Genomic DNA, 18,902 nt, shown 5'->3' on the forward strand with positions numbered 1-18,902 from the left:
TAAAAAAACGAACGGCACACGCTTGGGGGCTTATATAAAAAACGAATGAAGCCCCTTTGACTAGGGAGATTAAGGGTTTGAACGAGAAGCTACTTTGGTTGCTTGCGTTTGTTGCATTATATTGGGCTTATTGCGTCTATCTGGGGATCCGAGGCGCACGCATGGCCCGCACCGCAAGCGATTATTTTCTGGCCGGACGCAGTTTGCCGGTTTGGGTTTTTGTACTGGCAGCCACCGCCATATCTTTTTCCGGTTGGACCTTCCTGGGTCATCCCGCGATGATTTATCGCGACGGGTTTCCTTATGCCTATATTTCATTTTTCACCATTGTCATTCCTCTGACAGGTATTGTCTTTCTAAAACGCCAATGGATGTTGGGGAAACGTTTTGGCTACGTCACCCCCGGAGAAATGCTCAGCGATTATTATCAATGTGACCGCATCCGCTTTCTTACCGTTGTGGTCGCCGTTCTGTTCACCGTCCCCTTCATGGGCGTGCAATTAGGGGCTGCGGGATATCTGTTCAACGTTTTATCCAATGGCTTAATCAGCACGACCGCTGGCACGTTATTACTCGCTGTTGCGGTCTTTCTTTATGTCGTTTATGGGGGAATGCGTGCGGTTGCTTATGCCGACAGCATTCAATGTATCTTGTTGGCTGTTGGCGTTATCTTAACCGGGGCCATTGCCATCTATGCCATTGGCGGGGTGGATAATCTGCTCACCAGCCTTGAACGTATGGGAAATTCCGAATTCGGCCTGTGGGGAACGACCAAAGGGGCCGGTGGCGGTGATTATAACTCCTACCTTGCCGTTCCCGGCATGATGCAACCTGTCAGCGACGTTTCTGAAACCGCCTATACCGGCGGCCCTTGGACCGGAATGATGATCCTGACATTCCTAATGGCAATGCTTGGGGTTCAGGCCTCACCGGCCTTTTCGATGTGGAGCTTCGGCAACAATACGCCTAAACCCTTTGCCCCCCAACAAGTCTGGGTTTCCGGCCTGATCTTGGGCGGCATCCTGTTTATTGTCTCCACTGCACAAGGCATGAGTACGCATTTACTGGGGGCAACCCCGTCACTCGCCGGAAGTGGCGTGCCGATTGACTGGATTTTAACACCGGAAATTTCGGATATTCCCGATACCTTGGTCCCTTATCTGCTAACAATGGTACAGGACCAGATGCCTTGGCTGGTCGCCTTCCTTGGTGTCTGCGCGCTTGCCGGGATGCAATCTGCCGGGGCGGCCTATATGTCAACCGCCGGGGCGATGCTAACCCGTGATGTCTACAAACATCGTCTCCAGCCCCAAGCCGGACACAGTATCCAAAAATTTGTTGCCCGCGTCTGCGTCCTTCTGATCTTGCTGGCGGCCCTTATCGTCGCCTTAATGAACAAAGACACCCTTGTCTTGCTGGGCGGGATGGCGGTGGCCTTCGGGTTGCAAATGTGGCCCGCATTGCTGGGAATTTGCTGGTTTAAATGGTTTAGTGCACGCGGCGTTACCGCAGGGCTGATTGTTGGCCTTCTTGGCGTTTTCTTCACCGATAACCTCGGCGTCTCCCTACTTCATGCCATTGGTCTGGATTTCTGGGGACGCTGGCCCCTAACCATCCATAGCGGAGGATGGGGCATAGCTCTAAATCTTATTGTCTGTGTCACACTCTCCCTTCGATCTCAAGACGAAGCACAAGACAACCATAAGGCCAGTTATCACCGTTTTTTAAAAGAACATGCCACCCTGACTCCTAACAAACGTCGTTTGATCCCATTGGCATGGGCCGTAACTGTTATCTGGGTGTTCTTTGCCATTGGCCCCGGTGTCGTCGTCGGGAACGATATTTTCGGTGCCCCAAATGCAGGGCGGGACGGTTGGGCCTTCGGCATCCCGTCTATTTGGGCGTGGCAAATTCTCTTTTGGTTGCTGGGTGTTGCCTTGCTGTGGTTCCTCGCTTACTTCATGGAAATGTCCACCGTCCCCGAACAGGAAATCGAAGCCCTCAGCGATGACATTGGTGACCCGGGACTGGATGAAGCAAGCTAAACTTCAGGCAAAACCTGTCGGGATTTCTGTTTCGCCAGCTTGGCTTCCCGGCGCACGATATAAAGGGTTGAGGTGAAAATAATCACCGCGCCTACCCATGCCCAGACATCAATGGCCTCGTCAAAAAAGAAGAAACCAATGAAAGAGGCAAAGATCATATGGCTGAAATTAAAGGGCATGGAAACCGATGCATCCACCAGTTTCATGGCCTTTGCCATACCGATTTGCCCGCTTGAGGCAAACACCCCCATGCCAACCAGCCATATGTAATGTTCCGGTTCCGGCCAGACCCACACGCCAACAGCCCCAATCAGGGACAAGGGCGACATGAATAATCCCATATAAAACACAATGGTCATTGGATGTTCTGACGACGATAAATGTTTAACCATCAAAACCGCAGACGAAATAAAAACGGCAGATGCCAAAACAATTAATGTCCCGATTTCAATTTGTTCAATGCCTGGACGAATAATCACAAGTGCGCCCAGAAAACCGATCATTAAAGCCATCCAACGATGAATACGAACCGTTTCCCCCAAAATCAACGCAGCGCCCAGTGTGGTAAATAAAGGAACGGTAAAACCAAGGGCCGTGGCTTCTGATAATGGGATAAGAGTCACACCGATAAACCAGCACGACATGGCTGCGGTACCCAATAAGGCACGAACACCATGCAGCTTGATCCGTTTTGTCTTTAAAATGGAAAATCCAGCGCGTGCCACCAACGGCAAGATAAACAACCAGCCGAAAAAATTACGAAAAAAAACCATTTCCAGCGCAGGTATGGTACCGGACAGATGGCGGATCATGCCGGACAGGCAGGCCATCGTAAAACAAAAAAAGACCATCCAAAAGGCGGCGCGTGTTGTCGGTGAAAAACTTTCCATTGAAACTATTTAATCGTATATGATCCTAAAGACCAGATTTTCTTTAGAAGGATTCCTTTGATGCAATTCCTCATTATCGCGCGCGATGGCACCGACCCGGATGCAATGGATCGCCGGCTTGCTGCCCGTCCGGCCCATTTTGAACGTGCCCGCAAGGCAAAAGCCGATGGCATCCTTTTAATCGGCGGAGCGATACTGGATGAGCATGATCAAATGGTCGGGTCCAGCCTTTATGTTGAAATTGAAAGCCGCGAAGCCCTTGATCAATGGCTGGCAGATGATCCTTATACCAAAGGCAACGTCTGGCAAACATTTGAAATCCACGTCATGCGTATTGCCGATCTGGATTAAGGTTAAGGTATTATTTTTCCAAATCTACGAACGTAAAATCCATTTCGGAAGGCTTGCCGCTGCAAAACTTCCAAATAGGCTTGCGTTCTTTCTGCCACGGTTTGGGCAAAGCCAGCAAAGAAGACGAAACCGTTTGAAAACCGAAATCCGTTTCAATTTGCATGGCGCTGCGCGGATTTTCCAAACTTTTGCGACTACCTAACAGGGCTTGCCACGCCATCCAGTCATCATTTTCTGGTTCTGGTGCCGGTGCACTTCGAAAACGCGGCAGATGCAATTTCAAACGGTCTGAATGTTTGGTATCGTTTAAATCATGCGCCGACAGCATCGACAAACCCTCCGGGATTTCATCGGTCTGAATTTGCAAACCATCATTTTTAATCCACCACGCACTTTCATGATCCGCAATAATCATGTTGAACGGGCGATAGGCTTCGGGGTTTAAATCTTCCAGTGATTCTGCCGCCACATCGGCTTCGGCATGGTCTAGGGCTTCCAGTGGTAATTCCCCACGGGATCGAAAATCAGGATGTGCGCCCAACGTCCCCACCCGGTTCAAGACACAAGCCACAACACCGTCGTCATTAATGCCCATCCAGGTCCCGCCTGCCAGTTCATCACAGCCCGCAATAACATGGGGATATTCCGCCCAATGACGATCTGGTGGCGACCATGGACGATCTTTCATTTCATCCCGGTTGGCACCCAACAAAAGAGGCCAATCATGGTCAGGGCGGCGCAACAGGACAACAGTACACATGTCATTCAATCTTTTCGTTAAATTTACATTCCATTATCGCATAGTCCCTTGTGTTGACCAGCAAAATGCATATATTTTTTATAAGACGATAAAATCACAATATGAAATGGGGAACATCGATGAGTGACATTGCACGCACAATCCGGGAACGCGAACAGGCGTTTGAAGCCCAGTATAAACTGGATGAAGAACAAAATTTTAAAATTCGTGCACGACGCGACCGCCTTTTCGGTACATGGGTTGCAGAAAAACTTGGCCTGCAAGGGCAAGAAGCTCAGAACTATGCCATTGAAGCCGCACAACTCGATTTAGAAGAAGCCGGCGATGGTAACTTAATCGAAAAAGTCGTCTCAGATCTGTCCCTTGCCGGGCGCAACGTTTCCAGTGATGAAATTCTGACAGCCCTGACCACAGCCTTAAACGATGCACAAAAATCCTTTGCCAATGAGTATCCCGAAGCACTGGATCAAGATCACCACCTATAACAAATCGATCATAAATATCTTTTGCAAATCAAACCCCGCCTGTTTGCGCGGGGTTTGTTCTGTAATAAGACAGACCTTGCATCATACTGCTTTTTTACGTTACCAACGCCATAGGCTTTTCACATTCCTTTGAAAACAGGACGCGTACTGATATGACACAGCCCAAATGGTTCACCGACGGTTTCCCACACATTTGGCTCCCTTACAGTCAAATGAAAACGGCCTTGCCCCCCTTGGCGGCAAAATCCACACAAGGCTGCACCATCACCCTTGAAGATGGGCGGGAATTGATTGACGGTATCGCCTCGTGGTGGACGGCTTGCCACGGATATAACCATCCCCATGTGTCACAAGCGATCAAGGATCAGGTTGATGTCATGCCCCATGTGATGTTTGGCGGCCTCAACCACGAACCAGCGTTGAAACTGGCAAAACGTCTCTCCGATATGCTGCCCGGTGATTTAAACCGTGTCTTTTATGTCGACTCCGGTTCTGTTTCGGTTGAAGTTGCCATGAAAATGTCCATTCAGTATTGGATTAACAAAGGGCAAAAGGGACGTTCCAAATTCGTTTCTTTCAAAGATGGCTATCACGGGGATACATTGGGTTGCATGTCCATTGCCGACCCGGAAGAAGGTATGCATCACGTCTTTAATGATGTTCTGTTTGACCAGTTCGTCGTCGATGTACCGCGCAGCCCTAATCAGCTTAAAGAATTCGATGCCTTCCTCGCCAAACATAAAGGCGAGATTGCCGCAGTCATCACAGAACCATTGGTACAGGGCGCAGGCGGCATGAAAATGTTCAGCCCCGAAGTCTTGAAAAACATGTGCGAAACAGCGCGTAAACACGACGTTCTGTTTATCGTTGATGAAATTTTCACCGGGTTCGGGCGCACTGGCACCATGTTTGCCATCGATCAGGCTGACATTGTGCCCGATATCATTTGCCTGTCCAAAGCCTTAAGCGCCGGTATGTTACCACTGGCCTGTGCGGTTGCCCGCGATCATATTTTCGAAGCCTTCCTCAGTGACAGCTTTGATGATGCCTTACAACACGGCCCCACCTATATGGCCAACCCACTGGCCTGTGCCGCTGCCAATGCAAGCCTTGACCTGTTTGACAAAGAACCCCGTCTGGAGCAAGCGCAGCATATCAACCGCAAACTGCGCAATGCCCTTACCCCCATGCAATCGATCAAAGGGGTGCGCGACATTCGCATCTTGGGGGCAATCGGGGTTGTTCAAGTCTGGGATATCAAGGATAGCAACTGGTTGAAAGAACGCTTCATCGAAGAAGGCGTCTGGTTACGCCCGTTTCGTGACATCATCTATATGACACCCGCTTTTACCATCAGTGATGATGAACTGGATAAACTGACCGGGGCAATAGCACGTGTTTTGACCCAATGGTCCAAACTTTAAACTAGAGTATGTCCTTTTGAACTTGAAACATGTGTCATGCTCTAAAGTATTGATTTTACGCAAATGCGTCGTCGCAATCTAAAACAGATTGCTCGGGATTTGCTCTAATTCACCTCGTCAATGTCACTGGCGCTAATGGCTGTCCCGGCACCGATATTGGCAACAACAGAATAGCCGCCACTGGCGGTGCCATTGGTGTCAACATACAGATTACCTGTGTCATCAACCACCACATTGGCACCGCTGGCGGCATTTGTCCCGTCATAGGTGCCTGTAATTTGTTCAAAAGTCAGAGTACCCGGTGAAATTTGAAATGTTGCGGTATCCAAGGCGATTTTATCTTGCCCACTCGTGAAATCAGTAATGACATCTTCCCCATCCCCAAAACGGAAATAGAAAATATCGTTACCATCCCCGCCTGTCAGGGTGTCCGCACCGCCACCGCCCCAAATGGTATCGTTTCCGGCCCCACCGTCAATCAAATCTGCCCCGCCGTTCGTGTCTGTTAGAAACGGATTTGAGGCAATAAAAACATCATGCATTGATCCTGTCTTGGTATTCAATAATCCACTGTCACCCGAGATAAACATAATCATTTTTCCATCCCCGGAAATATGTGCATTATGCGTATCAAACCCCGTTGGATCACGGCCTAATGCCTTGCTGACGGAACGAATGTCACCTGTCAGCATATCCTTCACAAATATATCGCCATTTATCCCATCAGGATCACTAAAGCCCATCAAGTCCGTTGCGTACGAATGAAAGGCAACATAACGCCCGTCATCGGATACCGATGGGGAATAGCTGCCATTATCAGATTCACCACCGCCTGCTTTTTCGGTCACTTTCACCGTTGTGTCGGTCAATGTATCACGTAAGAACACATCACTGAACGCACCGCCATCTGCACCACCGCCCAGATTTGTCGCATCGCTTTGAAAAACAATAAAACGACCATCAGATGACACCCCCGGCTCATAGGAATTCCCGCCTGTCGCTTCGCCCCCACCCGTACTGAGTGAGGCCCGCGTCGTCGTGCCATCTGCAATTTTATAAATAAAAATATCCTGATTACCATTCCCGTCACTGGCGACCAGTTCGTCTGCCCAGCTGGAATAAATCACATACTGCCCATCTCCGGTAATCGTCGGCTGAAAAGAATCAAGGGTGCCGTCCGCACTGCCCCCTGTTTCTTTGCTGACAAGCGTCAAAGCCCCGGTTGTCAGGTTCTTTAAATAAACATCAATGCCGCCTGTCGCATCATTGGGGTCAAGGTTTATTGCCGCTGTTGAAAAAGCAACCAGATTGCCATCATCGGACACAGAATATTGATCCACCCAACTGCTTGCTTCAGTGACACCATCGTCATCAACCGATACTTTCACCAAAGTTTCGGTTGCAATCTCGTAACGATAAATCTGTGCGTTGGTATCACTGGATGAAACGACCAAATCGGTTGCGTTACTGGTAAAAAATACATAACGTCCGTCCCCGGACATCTGCGCATTATAGGCCCCACCCGTTGTTGAGGTTGTCCCGTCTGCTTTTTTAGACACCAACGTGTACGAACCACCAGCATCGCCCATCTTGTTCAAATTACGCATATAGACATCGCTAAAACCATTGGTATCGTTTGCATCCAGTGCCTCAAGGGTCGTATAGGCAATCAGGTCATCATTTTGGTTTGTGATCCGGTAATTTCCAATATCCATATCACCACCGCTGGCTATTTCCAGCCCTTGATCATTTGTGGAAATCCGACCGATGATGGGGCCATCCCCATAAATGATATCATCGCCGCCTTCACCCAAAATGGTATCGTTACCTTGTTCCCCAATGATCCAATCGCTACCATCCCCGGCCAGTATTGAATCCGCACTATCAGTGCCGACAATCTGTTCCGCCGCGCTGGTCCCAGAGACTTTATTTAATGGCGTTGTAGTTGTCGGCGTTGTTTTTGAATTTGTTGTTTCTGGCGTTGTTTCCGGCACAATTGGATCAAGTGTCTGTTTCAATAGATTAAAAGGGTCTGTCGGTTCAACGCCAATATCATCTGCATTTCCCACGGGTGTGAAGACATCCCCATCTTCACCACCGATCAGATCAAAGTCACCCTCTTCACCAACAATGGGCTCGTCCATATGGGAAAAAATATCAACCTTATCTTCCTGCGGTGCAAGTTCTTCGCCATTGCCATCGGCTTGATCACCGGGGTCTTCCCCGCCATCTTGCGGGGCTTCGCCGTCTGCTTTGGCCTCTTCGCCGTCTACGTCCTCGCCAGCGTCTTTGTCGCCTTTTCCTTCGCGCCCCCTGTGCGGCGGGGGTGGCATAACAGACAGGGCCGTGCCGTACATCTGTTCAATCTGTGCCATATTTAAAACAATCGGTGGTGGTGGCGGTGTAAACCCGCTGATCATGGCGATGGATTGACCGGGTTGGTTCAACACTTGAACGCCCGCCTCATTACGCACAACAATCTCGCCAATTTGACCATCGGCCTCAGGCATCAGGGTAATTTGGTTTTCCTGCCCTTCCGGGGCCGCCACACCGGCCCCTTTGGTGCCGCGAATGCCAATCGTCGCCACCGGTGTGTTCAAGACCATCGCATCATCTTGTGTTTTGGCAATTTGCCCACTGACAAATGAGAAAACCCCATCCGCAATACTCAGGGCCATAGAACCGGTTTCCCCTGCCGGATCATAAACCATTTCATCAATCACCAATTGCGCCCCCTCACCCAGCGCGATGGTTGTATCATCTGCAAAAATAAGACCGACACTGCCCCCGTCAGAGACTTCCAGCGTGTCCCCCATAAAAACATGATCGCCTTCCGACAAGGTCAAGGTTTCCCCATCTATGCGACGTACAGTCAATCGACCATTCAAGGTTTCCACTTGCCCGGCGGCCTCGCTGGCCCCGGCGAGCTGTGCAAGCTGCACGCCTTTTTCTCCAAATGCATTCAGATCAAATAAAATCTCTTCAGGCATGGCCTATCCCATCTTGGTCGCGCAATCAGGTTTTTTACAAAACAACACCCAAAGTATATCCTGTTCTCACTCTGTCATCAATTATCGGTTACGTGGGGATAGCAAAACATCGCCTTATCGGAACATCTCGCGCAATGATTAACCGCTTGTAAATCCTTTTCTGTCAATTAACATAGGTTGTAACAGGTGCATATTAAGGATGAAAACACATGGAACAAGATGGTGAAAAAGGGCTGTTTCGTAGTATCTTCGCCCCCCTTTTCCCCTTGTTAGGTGAGATTTTTGCTGCCACCCTCATCATCAATATTTTGGCCTTTGCCATTCCTGTTTTTGTCTTGCAAGTCTATGACCGCGTGATTGCACAGGCCGGCCTTTCCACCCTACAAGGACTCGTTATCGGAATGGCAGGGGTGATCCTTTTTGATTTTGTTTTGCGCCAAGCCCGTTCCGGCTTGCTGCAACATGCGGCCATGCGTATTGATGCCACCCTTGCCAAACGCCTGTTTGAAAAATTCACCCGTATTCCTTTGCGTATCCTTGAACATCGCCCCAGCGCCTTTTGGCAATCACTTTTTCACGATGTCGATAATATTCGAACGGCCCTGTCCGGTATTGCCGCTATTTTACTGGCTGATTTACCCTTCAGTGTCATCGGAATTATCCTGATTGTTGCCTTGGCAAAACCACTGGCATGGGCCTTGTTAATCATCGTGCCGTTATTCATTTTGCTCGCGTTTGTTTCCAGCCTATCGGCACGCAGTTCCACCACCGAGGAACGCAGCGCAACCATGCGCCGGGATGCTCTTATCTCGGAAATGATTGCCAATCGCACCACGGTCAAGGCATTGGGGCTTGGATCTTATCTCGGTTCCATCTGGGAAGAACGTCAGGCCCGCACCATTGACAGTTCCATCCAGAAAGCCGCAAGCGCTGATCGTTATCACAATCTGGCCAAAACATTACTGCTGTCCTCTACCGTGACCTTAACCGGGTTCGGGGCCATCGCCATTATCAATCAGGAACTGACTGTCGGGGCCTTGATTGCCGCCAATATGCTGGTCTCCCGCATCTTGCAGCCGCTTAATCAACTTGTCCTGCAATGGAAGGCACTCAGCGCGGCGCGGCAATCTTTTCACCGCGTAAAAAAAGTACTGGATTACCCCGAAGATAGCCAGAACGCCACTTTGGACCTGCCGCGCCCACACGGGAAAATGATACTAGAAGGTGTTTCTTACAGTTTCGGTGATCAGGAAAATGCCCCGGTTCTTAAGGGCGTGACTGCCAGTCTTGGTGCCAGCGGATTACACGCGATTGTCGGCCCGAACGGCAGTGGCAAAAGCACGTTGTTAAAACTGATGCGTGGTTTATATGCCCCGCAGGCCGGTCGTATTTTGCTGGATGAAGGCGATATGGTCCAGTTTAGCGAAGCCGAAAAACTCAACTGGTTTGGCTATCTGCCACAAGATACCCGTCTACTCAGCGGTACCGTCAAAGACAACCTGTCGATGGGAATTACAGTCCCCAGTGACGAAACCATTGCCAAGGCCACAAAAACCATTGGCTTACATGATGAAATCATGGCCATGAAAAACGGTTATTCCACGCAGGTCGGCGAACATGGGGAAAATCTGTCCGGTGGTTTACGACAGCGCCTTGCCTTAGCACGCACATTGGTCAATGACCCGGTTGTCCTTTTATTGGATGAACCGTCAAACAATCTGGATACCCATGCAGAAATGACATTGACACGCCTGCTGAAAAAACTGTCTAAATCACGCACGGTTATTATGGTAACGCACAGCATGACATTGCTGGAGGCCGCCGACAGCATCATGGTTCTGGAACGTGGACAAATTCGCGCCGGCGGCAAGGCCCGCGACGTTCTCTCCCGCATGAGAGGAGCACGCCCATGAGTCGCCTGAACGATATCATCACCAAACGTAAAAAATCACCTTGGCTGTATCCGTCTCGCTTCATTCTGATCTTGCTGATCGGCCTTGGATACTGGATGAATACGACCATTATCGACGAAGTTGCCATTGCCCCGGGTAAGGTCGTACCGCAAAGCAAGGTCAAGACCGTTCAACACCTGGAAGGCGGCATTATCAAGGAATTGAACATCCGCGAAGGCAGTGCCGTTAAAGAAGGCGACCCCCTGATGGTACTTACCCTCGGGGTCGGTAAATTGAACCGGCAGGAATTGTTGACAGAACTGGATGGGCTACGCCTATTAGAAGCCCGCCTCATGGCAGAAAGTGCCGATAAGAACGCAATTTCCTTTCCAAATGCACTTGCTGAGCGCCGTCCACAAACCGTGCGACGTGAACAAACCACATTTGACGCCAAACGATCTGAACTTTCCGGTCAGCTCAGCGTTATCCGCAAACAAATCAAACAAAAAGAACTGGCAATTGAATCGTTTCGCACCAAACGGGCGGCAGCAAGCAATAAACTTGCCATCACGCGGGAAAGTCAGGCCTTGGCCGAAGATGCCATGAACAAGGGTATGGGCATGCGCGCGGAATATCTGAGCCTCAGTTCCCAAGTTGAAAGCCTGCTGGGTGAAATCCATACCATTGATGCCGAAATACCCGCAGCCCGTGCCGATATCGAAGAAGCGCGTGCCCGCCTAAGCGAAACCCGTCTGAAATACCGACGCAAGGCCTCCGAAGAACTTGGCAAGGTTTCTCGCGAAATTTCCTTAATTGAAAAAGTTCTCGGTGAAGCCACAGAACAGGAAAAACGCACCGTTATTCGCGCCCCCATCGACGGCACCGTCAAGAACCTGAAATACACCAACACTGGCGCGGTTGTACGCCCCGGTGAGCCGATCATGGAACTGGTTCCCTTGCGCGACAGCCTTGTGATTGAAGCCCGCCTCAGCCCGACAGATCGGGGATATGTCCAAGTCGGCCTGCCCGCCAACATAAAAGTATCCGCCTATGATTTTGTGCGCTATGGGGCCTTGCCGGGGCAGGTCATCCAGATTGCCCCGGATACGGATAAAACCGAAAATGGTTTGCCGTTTTATCGCGTGATTATCGCAACCGAACGCACGCACTTGGGTGATGGTCAGAAATTATACCTGCCCATTACAACCGGGATGGAAACACAGGTTGATATTGTAACCGGTAAACGCAGTGTCTTGGACTTCTTCCTCCGCCCCTTATTACGGTTGAAAGATGAGGCATTTCGCGAACGTTGATGTTAAGGGTATTTTAAACCTTGTGGTTTAATTTGGGTTCAATTGGGAATCTGAATCATCCATAAGGGCAAAATATGGGACCGGGTCTTAAAAAGTTTTGGCGCAATACCACCAGTGCATTGGTCATGTTGAGTGCAATCGGGTTCAGTGCCGAACTACAGGCAAATCCGTTAGCGAGTGAGCTTCAATATCTGCTGGAAAACTACCCTGCTATTCAGTCCAAAGCCTCGCTCACAGATGCAGCGCGTGAAGATATCAAAGCGGCTTATGCCCTGTCTGCCCCTGTTCTGGCCGTCAGTGGGGATGCCGGATATCAACATACGGATCAGCCGGGCAATGACGATTTGCGCACCCGTGCCAATGTAACGGCAACCTATAACTTGTTCGACGGGCAATATAGTGCCTTTGAACAACAATCTGCTGAAATCACCCATAAAAGCAACACGGCAGATTTGGATAATACGCGTCAGCGTATCCTATTTCAGGGCATACAGGCTTATCTGAATTTGGTTTTACAAAACAAGCTGGTTGAGATTTCACAAACCAACGTCAAGTTGGTTGAACAGATCAAAACATTTATCGAGTCTGAGTCCAATGTTGGGCGTATGTCACAGGCCGACTTGCTACAGGCACGCGCCCGTCTTGCACAAGCACATGAAGCCTTGGCTGCCTATCAGGGTGCACAACGCCAAGGGCAAAACCGATATTATCATCTATTTCAACGCGTCCCGCCTGCAGAAAAAATGCTGGACCCTTTGACCCCATCCGAAGTGGTACCAGAAAGCCTTGAAGACGCCATTCGCCTCGCACGTAAACACAATCCGGTTCTGCAAAGTGCCGCTTTGTTGGCCGAAGCCTCTTCCGCACGGGTTGGATCGGTTGAATCTGCGCTTTATCCCCGTGTAGACCTTGAGGCCGCAGGCGATGCCAAATATAACGTAGACGGCGCAGATGGTTCTGAGAATGAGGCAACCTTGCTTCTAAAACTAAACTGGAACTTATTTGATGGCGGACGGGTTAAATCCCAAACTCAGGCTGCTGCGCTTCGCCATAATGCTGCAATGATGGATTTACGCAGCAAACATATGGAAATTGAGGAACAGGTCCGCAATGCCTTTTCCACCATAGAAACCCAGCGCCAACGCTTTCGCACACTTCAGGATGCCGAGGCCATCGCACACGAAGCCTTTCAGGCCCGTTATGATATGATGGCAAGCAGCAAAGAAACCATTATTACCGTCTTGGATACGGCACTGGAATTACTGAATGTCCGCATTGCCGTTACCTCGGCAGACTATACACACCGTTTAGCAAACTATCAGTTACTGTTGGCAACCGGACAATTAAACCAAACCTCCATTGCACAATTGGTTGTTGAAGGTAAATTGCAACCTGCTGTCGCTGATGAAACACACTTATTACAAAAACTGCTGGACGGGGAAGCCATTCCAACCCCTCAAGATACATTGAGTACAGCATCTGCGCCGGATGTATTGCCAGCCTCATACGACGATATGGCCCCCATACAACTAGAAAAAAACACTTCAGGCTATAATGATATGGCAGCCTTTGAAGCCGCACATGGTGCCCCCTATAGCCCGGAACTCGCCCCGGAAACAGGTCCAACAGGACCGATTGAACTCGGACCCGCTGCCAATGATGCAACCGGATATTATGTGGTGTTAGGTAGTTTTTCTGAACCAGCTTATGCACAGGACAGGATTGCACTGGCAGGCATGGATAACGCCTTCATGAAAACCATCGATATCAATGGATCAACATACCAGCGCGTTCTGGCCGGCCCCATGAGCCAACTTGAGGCCGAAACTGCGCGAGATCAGGCCAAGTCGCGCGGTATCCCGGATAGCTGGATTTTACGTCAATAAACCAACCACGTTTATTGATTGTTAAAACCTATCCTAAATATTTATATAAATATTTGTTTTTATTATTTTTTTCGATCTCAGAGATTGAAAAATTAACCTTTGCTGCCTACAATCTAGGACTGAAAAAAGAAAAAACAACATACCCCTTAAATTTAATCAGTTGCAGAGGTACCAAGCTATGAAACTTGGAAATATTCGCTTAGGTCGCAAGCTGGGTGCGATCATGGCAATTTCGTTATCCGGCTTGATCTTAATCACTGTCTTTGGCCTGAAAGCCCTCGACGATAATTTACTCGCCGAGCGCGAACGGCAGGCCCAAAATATGGTCGAAGCGACTTATACCTTGCTTCAAGGGTTACAAAAACGCGTTACTGCCAATGAAATCTCGCTGGAAACAGCAAAAGATGAGGCGACCCACGCCATCAACGCCATTCGTTATGGGGAAGAAGATTATATCTGGATCAACGATTTACAGCATATCATGATCGTCCATCCAACCAATCCAAAATTAAACGGGCAGGACGTCAGTGACTTTAAAGACCCTGATGGAAAAATGCTGTTTCAGGATATTGTGAAAGTTGCTAAAACTTCAAAAGAAGGCAGTATTGAATATCGTTGGCCCAAACCCGGCTTTACTGAGCCTGTGGATAAAATCTCCTACGTCAAACTGTTTGAACCCTGGGGTTGGGTGATCGGAACGGGTGTTTATTTAGACGAAGTTCAGGCAACCTTTTGGGCAGAAGCCATGACAGAAGCCCTCATCTTTCTTCTTGCCACAATCATCATTGCATTAGGTGCTTTTATGGTTTCCAAAGACATTAGTACCAGCGTGGATCAACTGTCTGCCGCCATGAAACGTCTCGCAAAAGGCCATACGGAAGAGGTTACACCACTACAAGGGCGTCAAGATGAAGTCGGGGAAATGGCCCATAGCGTCGAATATTTCCGTGCCCAGATGATTGAAAACGAGCAACTCGCTGCCCATCAACGAGAAGAAGAAGAAGCCCAACGTCAACGCGCCCGTATCATTCAAAAACTCGCCAACGAGTTTGACATGGGTGTGAACATTGCCCTTCAACAGGTGGCTTCTGCCGCACAGCAGCTTGATATGACCGCGAATGGTATGAGTGCGACAGCAACCCAAACCAGCACGCAAGCCTCCGCTGTTGCCAGTGCTTCCCAACAAACCGCAAGCAATGTGGAAACTGTCGCAGCCGCTTCCGAAGAGCTTACAGCCTCCATCCACGAGGTTGGTCAACAAGTTGCACAATCCTCACAAATTGCACAAGAGGCAGCCCACAAAGTGACGGAAACTCAGGGCACCGTTCGCACCTTATCAGAAACGGCCAGCCGCATTTCAGAGGCCTCAAAATTAATTGGTGATATTGCCGATCAAACCAATATGCTGGCCCTGAACGCAACCATCGAAGCCGCACGTGCAGGCGAAGCGGGCAAAGGGTTTGCTGTTGTGGCTTCCGAAGTGAAAACCCTTGCAACCCAGACCGGACGGGCAACAGAAGAAATTGCCGCACATGTCAACGCCATCCAGAAAGTCAGCCACGACACAGTGGAAGCAATTTCAGAAATCAACCATATCATCACCGAAATGAATGAAATTGCAGCAGCCGTTGCCGCCGCTGTTGAAGAACAGGATGCCGCCACATCTGAGATTGCACGTAATATTGAACAAGCCTCCCTCGGTACGCAGGAGGTCAATCAAAACATCTTGCATGTCAACAATGCGGCTAACGATACGGGCACGGCTTCTAAAGAAGTCCTGCATGCCTCGTCACAATTGAACGACCAGTCCACGTCCCTGCGTTCAATCGTTGAAGGTTTCCTCAAAGGCGTCAAATCTGCATAAGAACGATACAGTCCCCTGCTCCACGGTGTGGGGGACTATAATCGTCCAATTTCAAACTCTTCGATAGAGACACCCATTTCAGACAGTGCTTCTTCCAAATAGTCGGACAATAACGGTGTACCCATTAAATATTTCGGCGAGCTTTTCGCACTGGGGTCAGCTTCAACAGCTTGCGCGTAAGCCTCACCAAATTCTTCCTTGGAATAACTGCCCCGCCCCACCCATGTGAGGGCAACCAGTTCATGCAACTGATCGGCATTCAGATTTGCCAAGGCTTCAAGCAGTTCGGCCTCGGTTGCATCATCAGCATAATCTTGCAAGATTTCCACACAACCGTCATCAATCGCATCAGATTCCCGATCACGGCCTTCCGGTTCGACCTTCACATCGAATTCGCGTGCTTTCATAATGATATAAAAGACGCTGTCTGCACTGAGATACCTCATCACGTCCTCCCCGTTTGAAGAGACACATAGACATTTTCTCTATGTCTGAAGTAAGATACCACGTCTATCGGGTAACAAAGTTGATTTAGGTCACCATGTCACACACAAATGCGCTCTGGCTTCAATGCGGTGCTTGCGGGGGGTGTTCCATGTCCTTATTGGGCTATGAAGGAACCAACCTGCTTGATGCATTCGACAGTGCGGGCCTTCATTTTTTATGGCATCCGACACTGAGCGAAACCTCCGGGCGCCCTGTTATTGACCTGATGATTGATATTGTCTCTGGCAAAACCAAACTTGATTTGCTCATTGTGGAAGGCACGCCGCTGCTTGGCCCCAATGGTACGGGCCGCTATCAAATGATGGGCGGGTCGGAAAAACCCATGATTACATGGTTGATCGAATTAGCCCACAAGGCAAAATACTGTGTAGCGGTTGGCAGTTGCGCCACATATGGCGGCATCCCAATGGCCGGGGATGAACGACTGGAAGCTACCGGCCTACAATATCAGTCCAATCAAGTTGGTGGACTTTTGGGGGAAGATTACCGATCCGGTTCCGGCCTGCCAGTCATTAACATTCCCGGTTGCGCCCCCCATCCCGACTGGATTGTCGAAACTTTATCCTGTCTTGCCGATGACAGCTTATCGGCACAGGATTTTGACCCGGAAGGAAGACCACTGGCCTATTTTGGTCACCTTGCCCACCACGGCTGTCCACGTAACGAATATTATGAATTCAAGGCCAGTGCCGCACAAGATTCCGATCAAGGATGCCTGATGGAGAATTTAGGCTGTAAAGGCACCCAAGCCCTTGGCGATTGCAATATCCGCTCATGGAACGGATCTGGGTCCTGCTTGCAAGGGGGATATTCCTGTATCGCCTGCACCATGCCGGGGTTTGAAGATCCGGGTTCTCCCTTTTTGGAAACCGCCAAAATTGCCGGTATTCCGGTTGGCTTGCCCAGTGATATGCCAAAGGCATGGTTTGTCGCGCTAGCAGCCCTTTCGAAATCCGCAACACCGCAACGGGTACGTGAAAACGCCCATTCCAATAAAATCGTCCATCAACCGACCCGTAAAAAAGCAACGAATTAAACGCAAAGAGCACGCTTATGTCACGCAAGATCATCGGCCCTTTTTCCCGCGTCGAAGGCCATCTGGAAATCGACCTGAACCGCAACGGCCCCAGCGTTGTGGACGCACAGGTCAATTCACCGATGTATCGTGGTATGGAAACCATCTTGCTGGATCGCCCCCCCATGGACGCCCTGACAATTGTGCCACGTATTTGTGGTATTTGTTCGGTATCCCAATCCGTTGCCGCCGCACAGGCACTGGCAAAACTGTCAGACGTAACCCCGCCTAAAAACGGGCAACTGGTCACCAATCTAGTCTTGGCCTGTGAAATGCTATCCAACCACCTGACCCACTTTTATCTGTTTTTTATGCCCGATTTTGCCCGCGATATTTATGCAAACCGCCGCTGGCACAACAATGCGCTGCGGTTTCAGGCACAACACGGGAATGCACAAGCAGAAGCTTTGGACGCACGCAACCGTTTTTTGCACATGATGGGCGAATTGGCCGGCAAATGGCCCCATACCCTTGCCCTGCGTCCCAGCGGCACCACATCGACCGTCCATACCGCGCAAAAACGAAAGCTAAAAACCATCCTTACAGGGATACGTCGTTTTCTGGAAACAACCTTGTTTGGTTGTGCCCTCAACGACATGCTTGCCCTGAAATCCCGCTCAGACCTTCACGCTTGGACAAAAGAAGGGCGCGGAGATCTTGGCTTTTTCATGCATTTGTCCAACGCCTTGTCCTTAGACGAAATGGGCAAAAGCAAATCCGTTTTACTGGCAGGTGGTGGATTGCCTCTTGAAAACGAAGTCTTGTTCAAACAAGGGATCATCAAAGACCAACATTTTGCCCCCTTGCCTGTTGATCAAATCAGTGAAGATATTTCCCACAGTTTTATGGCAGGCGCGACTTTGCAATTCCCGCAAAATGCAAAAAATGACCCGGACCTTGATCAAAACAACGCCTATAGCTGGTGCAAAGCCCCGCGTTTAGGGTCAGATCGTTGTGAGGTCGGCGCCTTGGCCCGTCACGTTGTCAACGCCCACCCCCTGTTTTGTGATCTCTATGCACAAGAAGGCAGTACGGTAAAAAGTCGTATTTTTGCCCGTGCATGGGAAATGGCCTTTCTGGTCGATGCGATGGAGAACTGGATTGATCAAATTGATCCAAACGCACCCTTTTACACACCCTTTACCCCGGCACAAGACGGGCATGCCTTCGCCTTTATCGAAGCGGCACGCGGGACACTAGGACATTGGATTGGCGTAGAAAATAACAAAATCATCAACTACCAGATCATTGCCCCAACCACATGGAATTTTTCCCCACGCGATCAGACCGGCCAGCCCGGCCCACTGGAAAGTGCGCTGGAAGGTGCCCCCATTATATCCGGCGAAGATGATCCCATTTCCGTTCAGCATATTGTACGTTCGTTCGATCCTTGTATGGCCTGCACTGTCCACTAAAGTGG

14 protein-coding genes are annotated in these 18,902 nt (G+C 49.8%); 10 read left to right on the top strand and 4 right to left on the bottom strand.

The window, feature by feature from the left end:
• Positions 1-77: 77 nt before the first annotated feature.
• On the top strand, positions 78-2,045 hold the full coding sequence (locus tag ACI0FF_RS17000; protein WP_419797942.1) for a sodium:solute symporter family protein: 1,968 nt from the start codon (positions 78-80) through the stop codon (positions 2,043-2,045).
• Here the strand turns inward: ACI0FF_RS17000 and ACI0FF_RS17005 are convergent.
• Positions 2,042-2,935 carry a DMT family transporter gene (locus ACI0FF_RS17005; protein WP_419797943.1) on the bottom strand — a complete coding sequence of 298 codons (894 nt, stop codon included), beginning with the start codon at positions 2,933-2,935 and terminating at the stop codon, positions 2,042-2,044. The genes ACI0FF_RS17000 and ACI0FF_RS17005 overlap by 4 nt on opposite strands.
• 60 nt (positions 2,936-2,995) lie before the next feature.
• On the opposite strand from ACI0FF_RS17005, the gene ACI0FF_RS17010 reads away from it, so the two are divergent.
• A complete protein-coding gene (locus ACI0FF_RS17010; RefSeq protein WP_419797944.1) occupies positions 2,996-3,286 on the top strand; it encodes a YciI family protein in 291 nt (96 codons plus the stop codon).
• A 10-nt stretch (positions 3,287-3,296) separates the two neighbouring features.
• Here the strand turns inward: ACI0FF_RS17010 and ACI0FF_RS17015 are convergent, their stop codons facing one another.
• On the bottom strand, positions 3,297-4,046 hold the full coding sequence (locus tag ACI0FF_RS17015; protein ID WP_419797945.1) for an NRDE family protein: 750 nt from the start codon (positions 4,044-4,046) through the stop codon (positions 3,297-3,299).
• A 119-nt stretch (positions 4,047-4,165) separates the two neighbouring features.
• Between ACI0FF_RS17015 and ACI0FF_RS17020 the strand changes: the two genes are divergently transcribed.
• Both ACI0FF_RS17020 and ACI0FF_RS17025 read left to right on the top strand, forming a co-directional pair.
• Positions 4,166-4,531, top strand: coding sequence for a DUF1476 domain-containing protein (locus ACI0FF_RS17020; RefSeq protein WP_419797946.1), 366 nt, complete (start codon positions 4,166-4,168; stop codon positions 4,529-4,531).
• 152 nt (positions 4,532-4,683) lie between these two features.
• Positions 4,684-5,955, top strand: coding sequence for an adenosylmethionine--8-amino-7-oxononanoate transaminase (locus ACI0FF_RS17025; protein WP_419797947.1), 1,272 nt, complete (start codon positions 4,684-4,686; stop codon positions 5,953-5,955).
• 104 nt (positions 5,956-6,059) lie between these two features.
• On the opposite strand, the gene ACI0FF_RS17030 is transcribed toward ACI0FF_RS17025, so the two are convergent.
• Entirely contained in the window at positions 6,060-8,945 is a 2,886-nt protein-coding gene (locus tag ACI0FF_RS17030) for a hypothetical protein (RefSeq protein WP_419797948.1), read from the bottom strand.
• A 209-nt stretch (positions 8,946-9,154) separates the two neighbouring features.
• On the opposite strand from ACI0FF_RS17030, the gene ACI0FF_RS17035 reads away from it, so the two are divergent.
• The 4 genes from ACI0FF_RS17035 (at position 9,155) to ACI0FF_RS17050 (ending at position 15,900) form a co-directional block, all read left to right on the top strand.
• Entirely contained in the window at positions 9,155-10,858 is a 1,704-nt protein-coding gene (locus tag ACI0FF_RS17035) for a peptidase domain-containing ABC transporter (RefSeq protein WP_419797949.1), read from the top strand.
• The gene (locus ACI0FF_RS17040; RefSeq protein WP_419797950.1) at positions 10,855-12,150 is read left to right on the top strand and encodes an HlyD family type I secretion periplasmic adaptor subunit; all 1,296 of its coding nucleotides are present in this window, start codon (positions 10,855-10,857) and stop codon (positions 12,148-12,150) included. The genes ACI0FF_RS17035 and ACI0FF_RS17040 overlap by 4 nt, the downstream gene beginning before the upstream one ends.
• A gap of 74 nt (positions 12,151-12,224) precedes the next feature.
• Entirely contained in the window at positions 12,225-14,036 is a 1,812-nt protein-coding gene (locus tag ACI0FF_RS17045) for a TolC family protein (protein WP_419797951.1), read from the top strand.
• A 178-nt stretch (positions 14,037-14,214) separates the two neighbouring features.
• Entirely contained in the window at positions 14,215-15,900 is a 1,686-nt protein-coding gene (locus tag ACI0FF_RS17050) for a methyl-accepting chemotaxis protein (protein ID WP_419797952.1), read from the top strand.
• Between the two features lie 35 nt (positions 15,901-15,935).
• Here the strand turns inward: ACI0FF_RS17050 and ACI0FF_RS17055 are convergent, their stop codons facing one another.
• A complete protein-coding gene (locus ACI0FF_RS17055) occupies positions 15,936-16,346 on the bottom strand; it encodes a DUF3775 domain-containing protein (protein ID WP_419797953.1) in 411 nt (136 codons plus the stop codon).
• A 149-nt stretch (positions 16,347-16,495) separates the two neighbouring features.
• Here ACI0FF_RS17055 and ACI0FF_RS17060 point away from each other — a divergent pair, with 149 nt between their 5' ends.
• Together ACI0FF_RS17060 and ACI0FF_RS17065 are read left to right on the top strand one after the other, a co-directional pair.
• A complete protein-coding gene (locus ACI0FF_RS17060; RefSeq protein ID WP_419797954.1) occupies positions 16,496-17,443 on the top strand; it encodes a HupU protein in 948 nt (315 codons plus the stop codon).
• Positions 17,444-17,460: 17 nt separating this feature from the next.
• Positions 17,461-18,897 carry a nickel-dependent hydrogenase large subunit gene (locus ACI0FF_RS17065; protein WP_419797955.1) on the top strand — a complete coding sequence of 479 codons (1,437 nt, stop codon included), beginning with the start codon at positions 17,461-17,463 and terminating at the stop codon, positions 18,895-18,897.
• Positions 18,898-18,902 lie beyond the last annotated feature (5 nt).

The sequence above is a fragment of the Terasakiella sp. 4MB5A genome, from assembly GCF_050058155.1.
Lineage (GTDB): Bacteria > Pseudomonadota > Alphaproteobacteria > Rhodospirillales > Terasakiellaceae > Terasakiella > Terasakiella halodenitrificans.

Coding starts and splice junctions, on each gene's coding strand:
- ACI0FF_RS17005 (WP_419797943.1), bottom strand. CDS start 2,935: ATGGAAAGTTTTTCACCGACAACACGCGCCGCCTTTTGGATGGTCTTT.
- ACI0FF_RS17010 (WP_419797944.1), top strand. CDS start 2,996: ATGCAATTCCTCATTATCGCGCGCGATGGCACCGACCCGGATGCAATG.
- ACI0FF_RS17015 (WP_419797945.1), bottom strand. CDS start 4,046: ATGTGTACTGTTGTCCTGTTGCGCCGCCCTGACCATGATTGGCCTCTT.
- ACI0FF_RS17020 (WP_419797946.1), top strand. CDS start 4,166: ATGAGTGACATTGCACGCACAATCCGGGAACGCGAACAGGCGTTTGAA.
- ACI0FF_RS17025 (WP_419797947.1), top strand. CDS start 4,684: ATGACACAGCCCAAATGGTTCACCGACGGTTTCCCACACATTTGGCTC.
- ACI0FF_RS17030 (WP_419797948.1), bottom strand. CDS start 8,945: ATGCCTGAAGAGATTTTATTTGATCTGAATGCATTTGGAGAAAAAGGC.
- ACI0FF_RS17035 (WP_419797949.1), top strand. CDS start 9,155: ATGGAACAAGATGGTGAAAAAGGGCTGTTTCGTAGTATCTTCGCCCCC.
- ACI0FF_RS17040 (WP_419797950.1), top strand. CDS start 10,855: ATGAGTCGCCTGAACGATATCATCACCAAACGTAAAAAATCACCTTGG.
- ACI0FF_RS17045 (WP_419797951.1), top strand. CDS start 12,225: ATGGGACCGGGTCTTAAAAAGTTTTGGCGCAATACCACCAGTGCATTG.
- ACI0FF_RS17050 (WP_419797952.1), top strand. CDS start 14,215: ATGAAACTTGGAAATATTCGCTTAGGTCGCAAGCTGGGTGCGATCATG.
- ACI0FF_RS17055 (WP_419797953.1), bottom strand. CDS start 16,346: ATGAGGTATCTCAGTGCAGACAGCGTCTTTTATATCATTATGAAAGCA.
- ACI0FF_RS17060 (WP_419797954.1), top strand. CDS start 16,496: ATGTCCTTATTGGGCTATGAAGGAACCAACCTGCTTGATGCATTCGAC.
- ACI0FF_RS17065 (WP_419797955.1), top strand. CDS start 17,461: ATGTCACGCAAGATCATCGGCCCTTTTTCCCGCGTCGAAGGCCATCTG.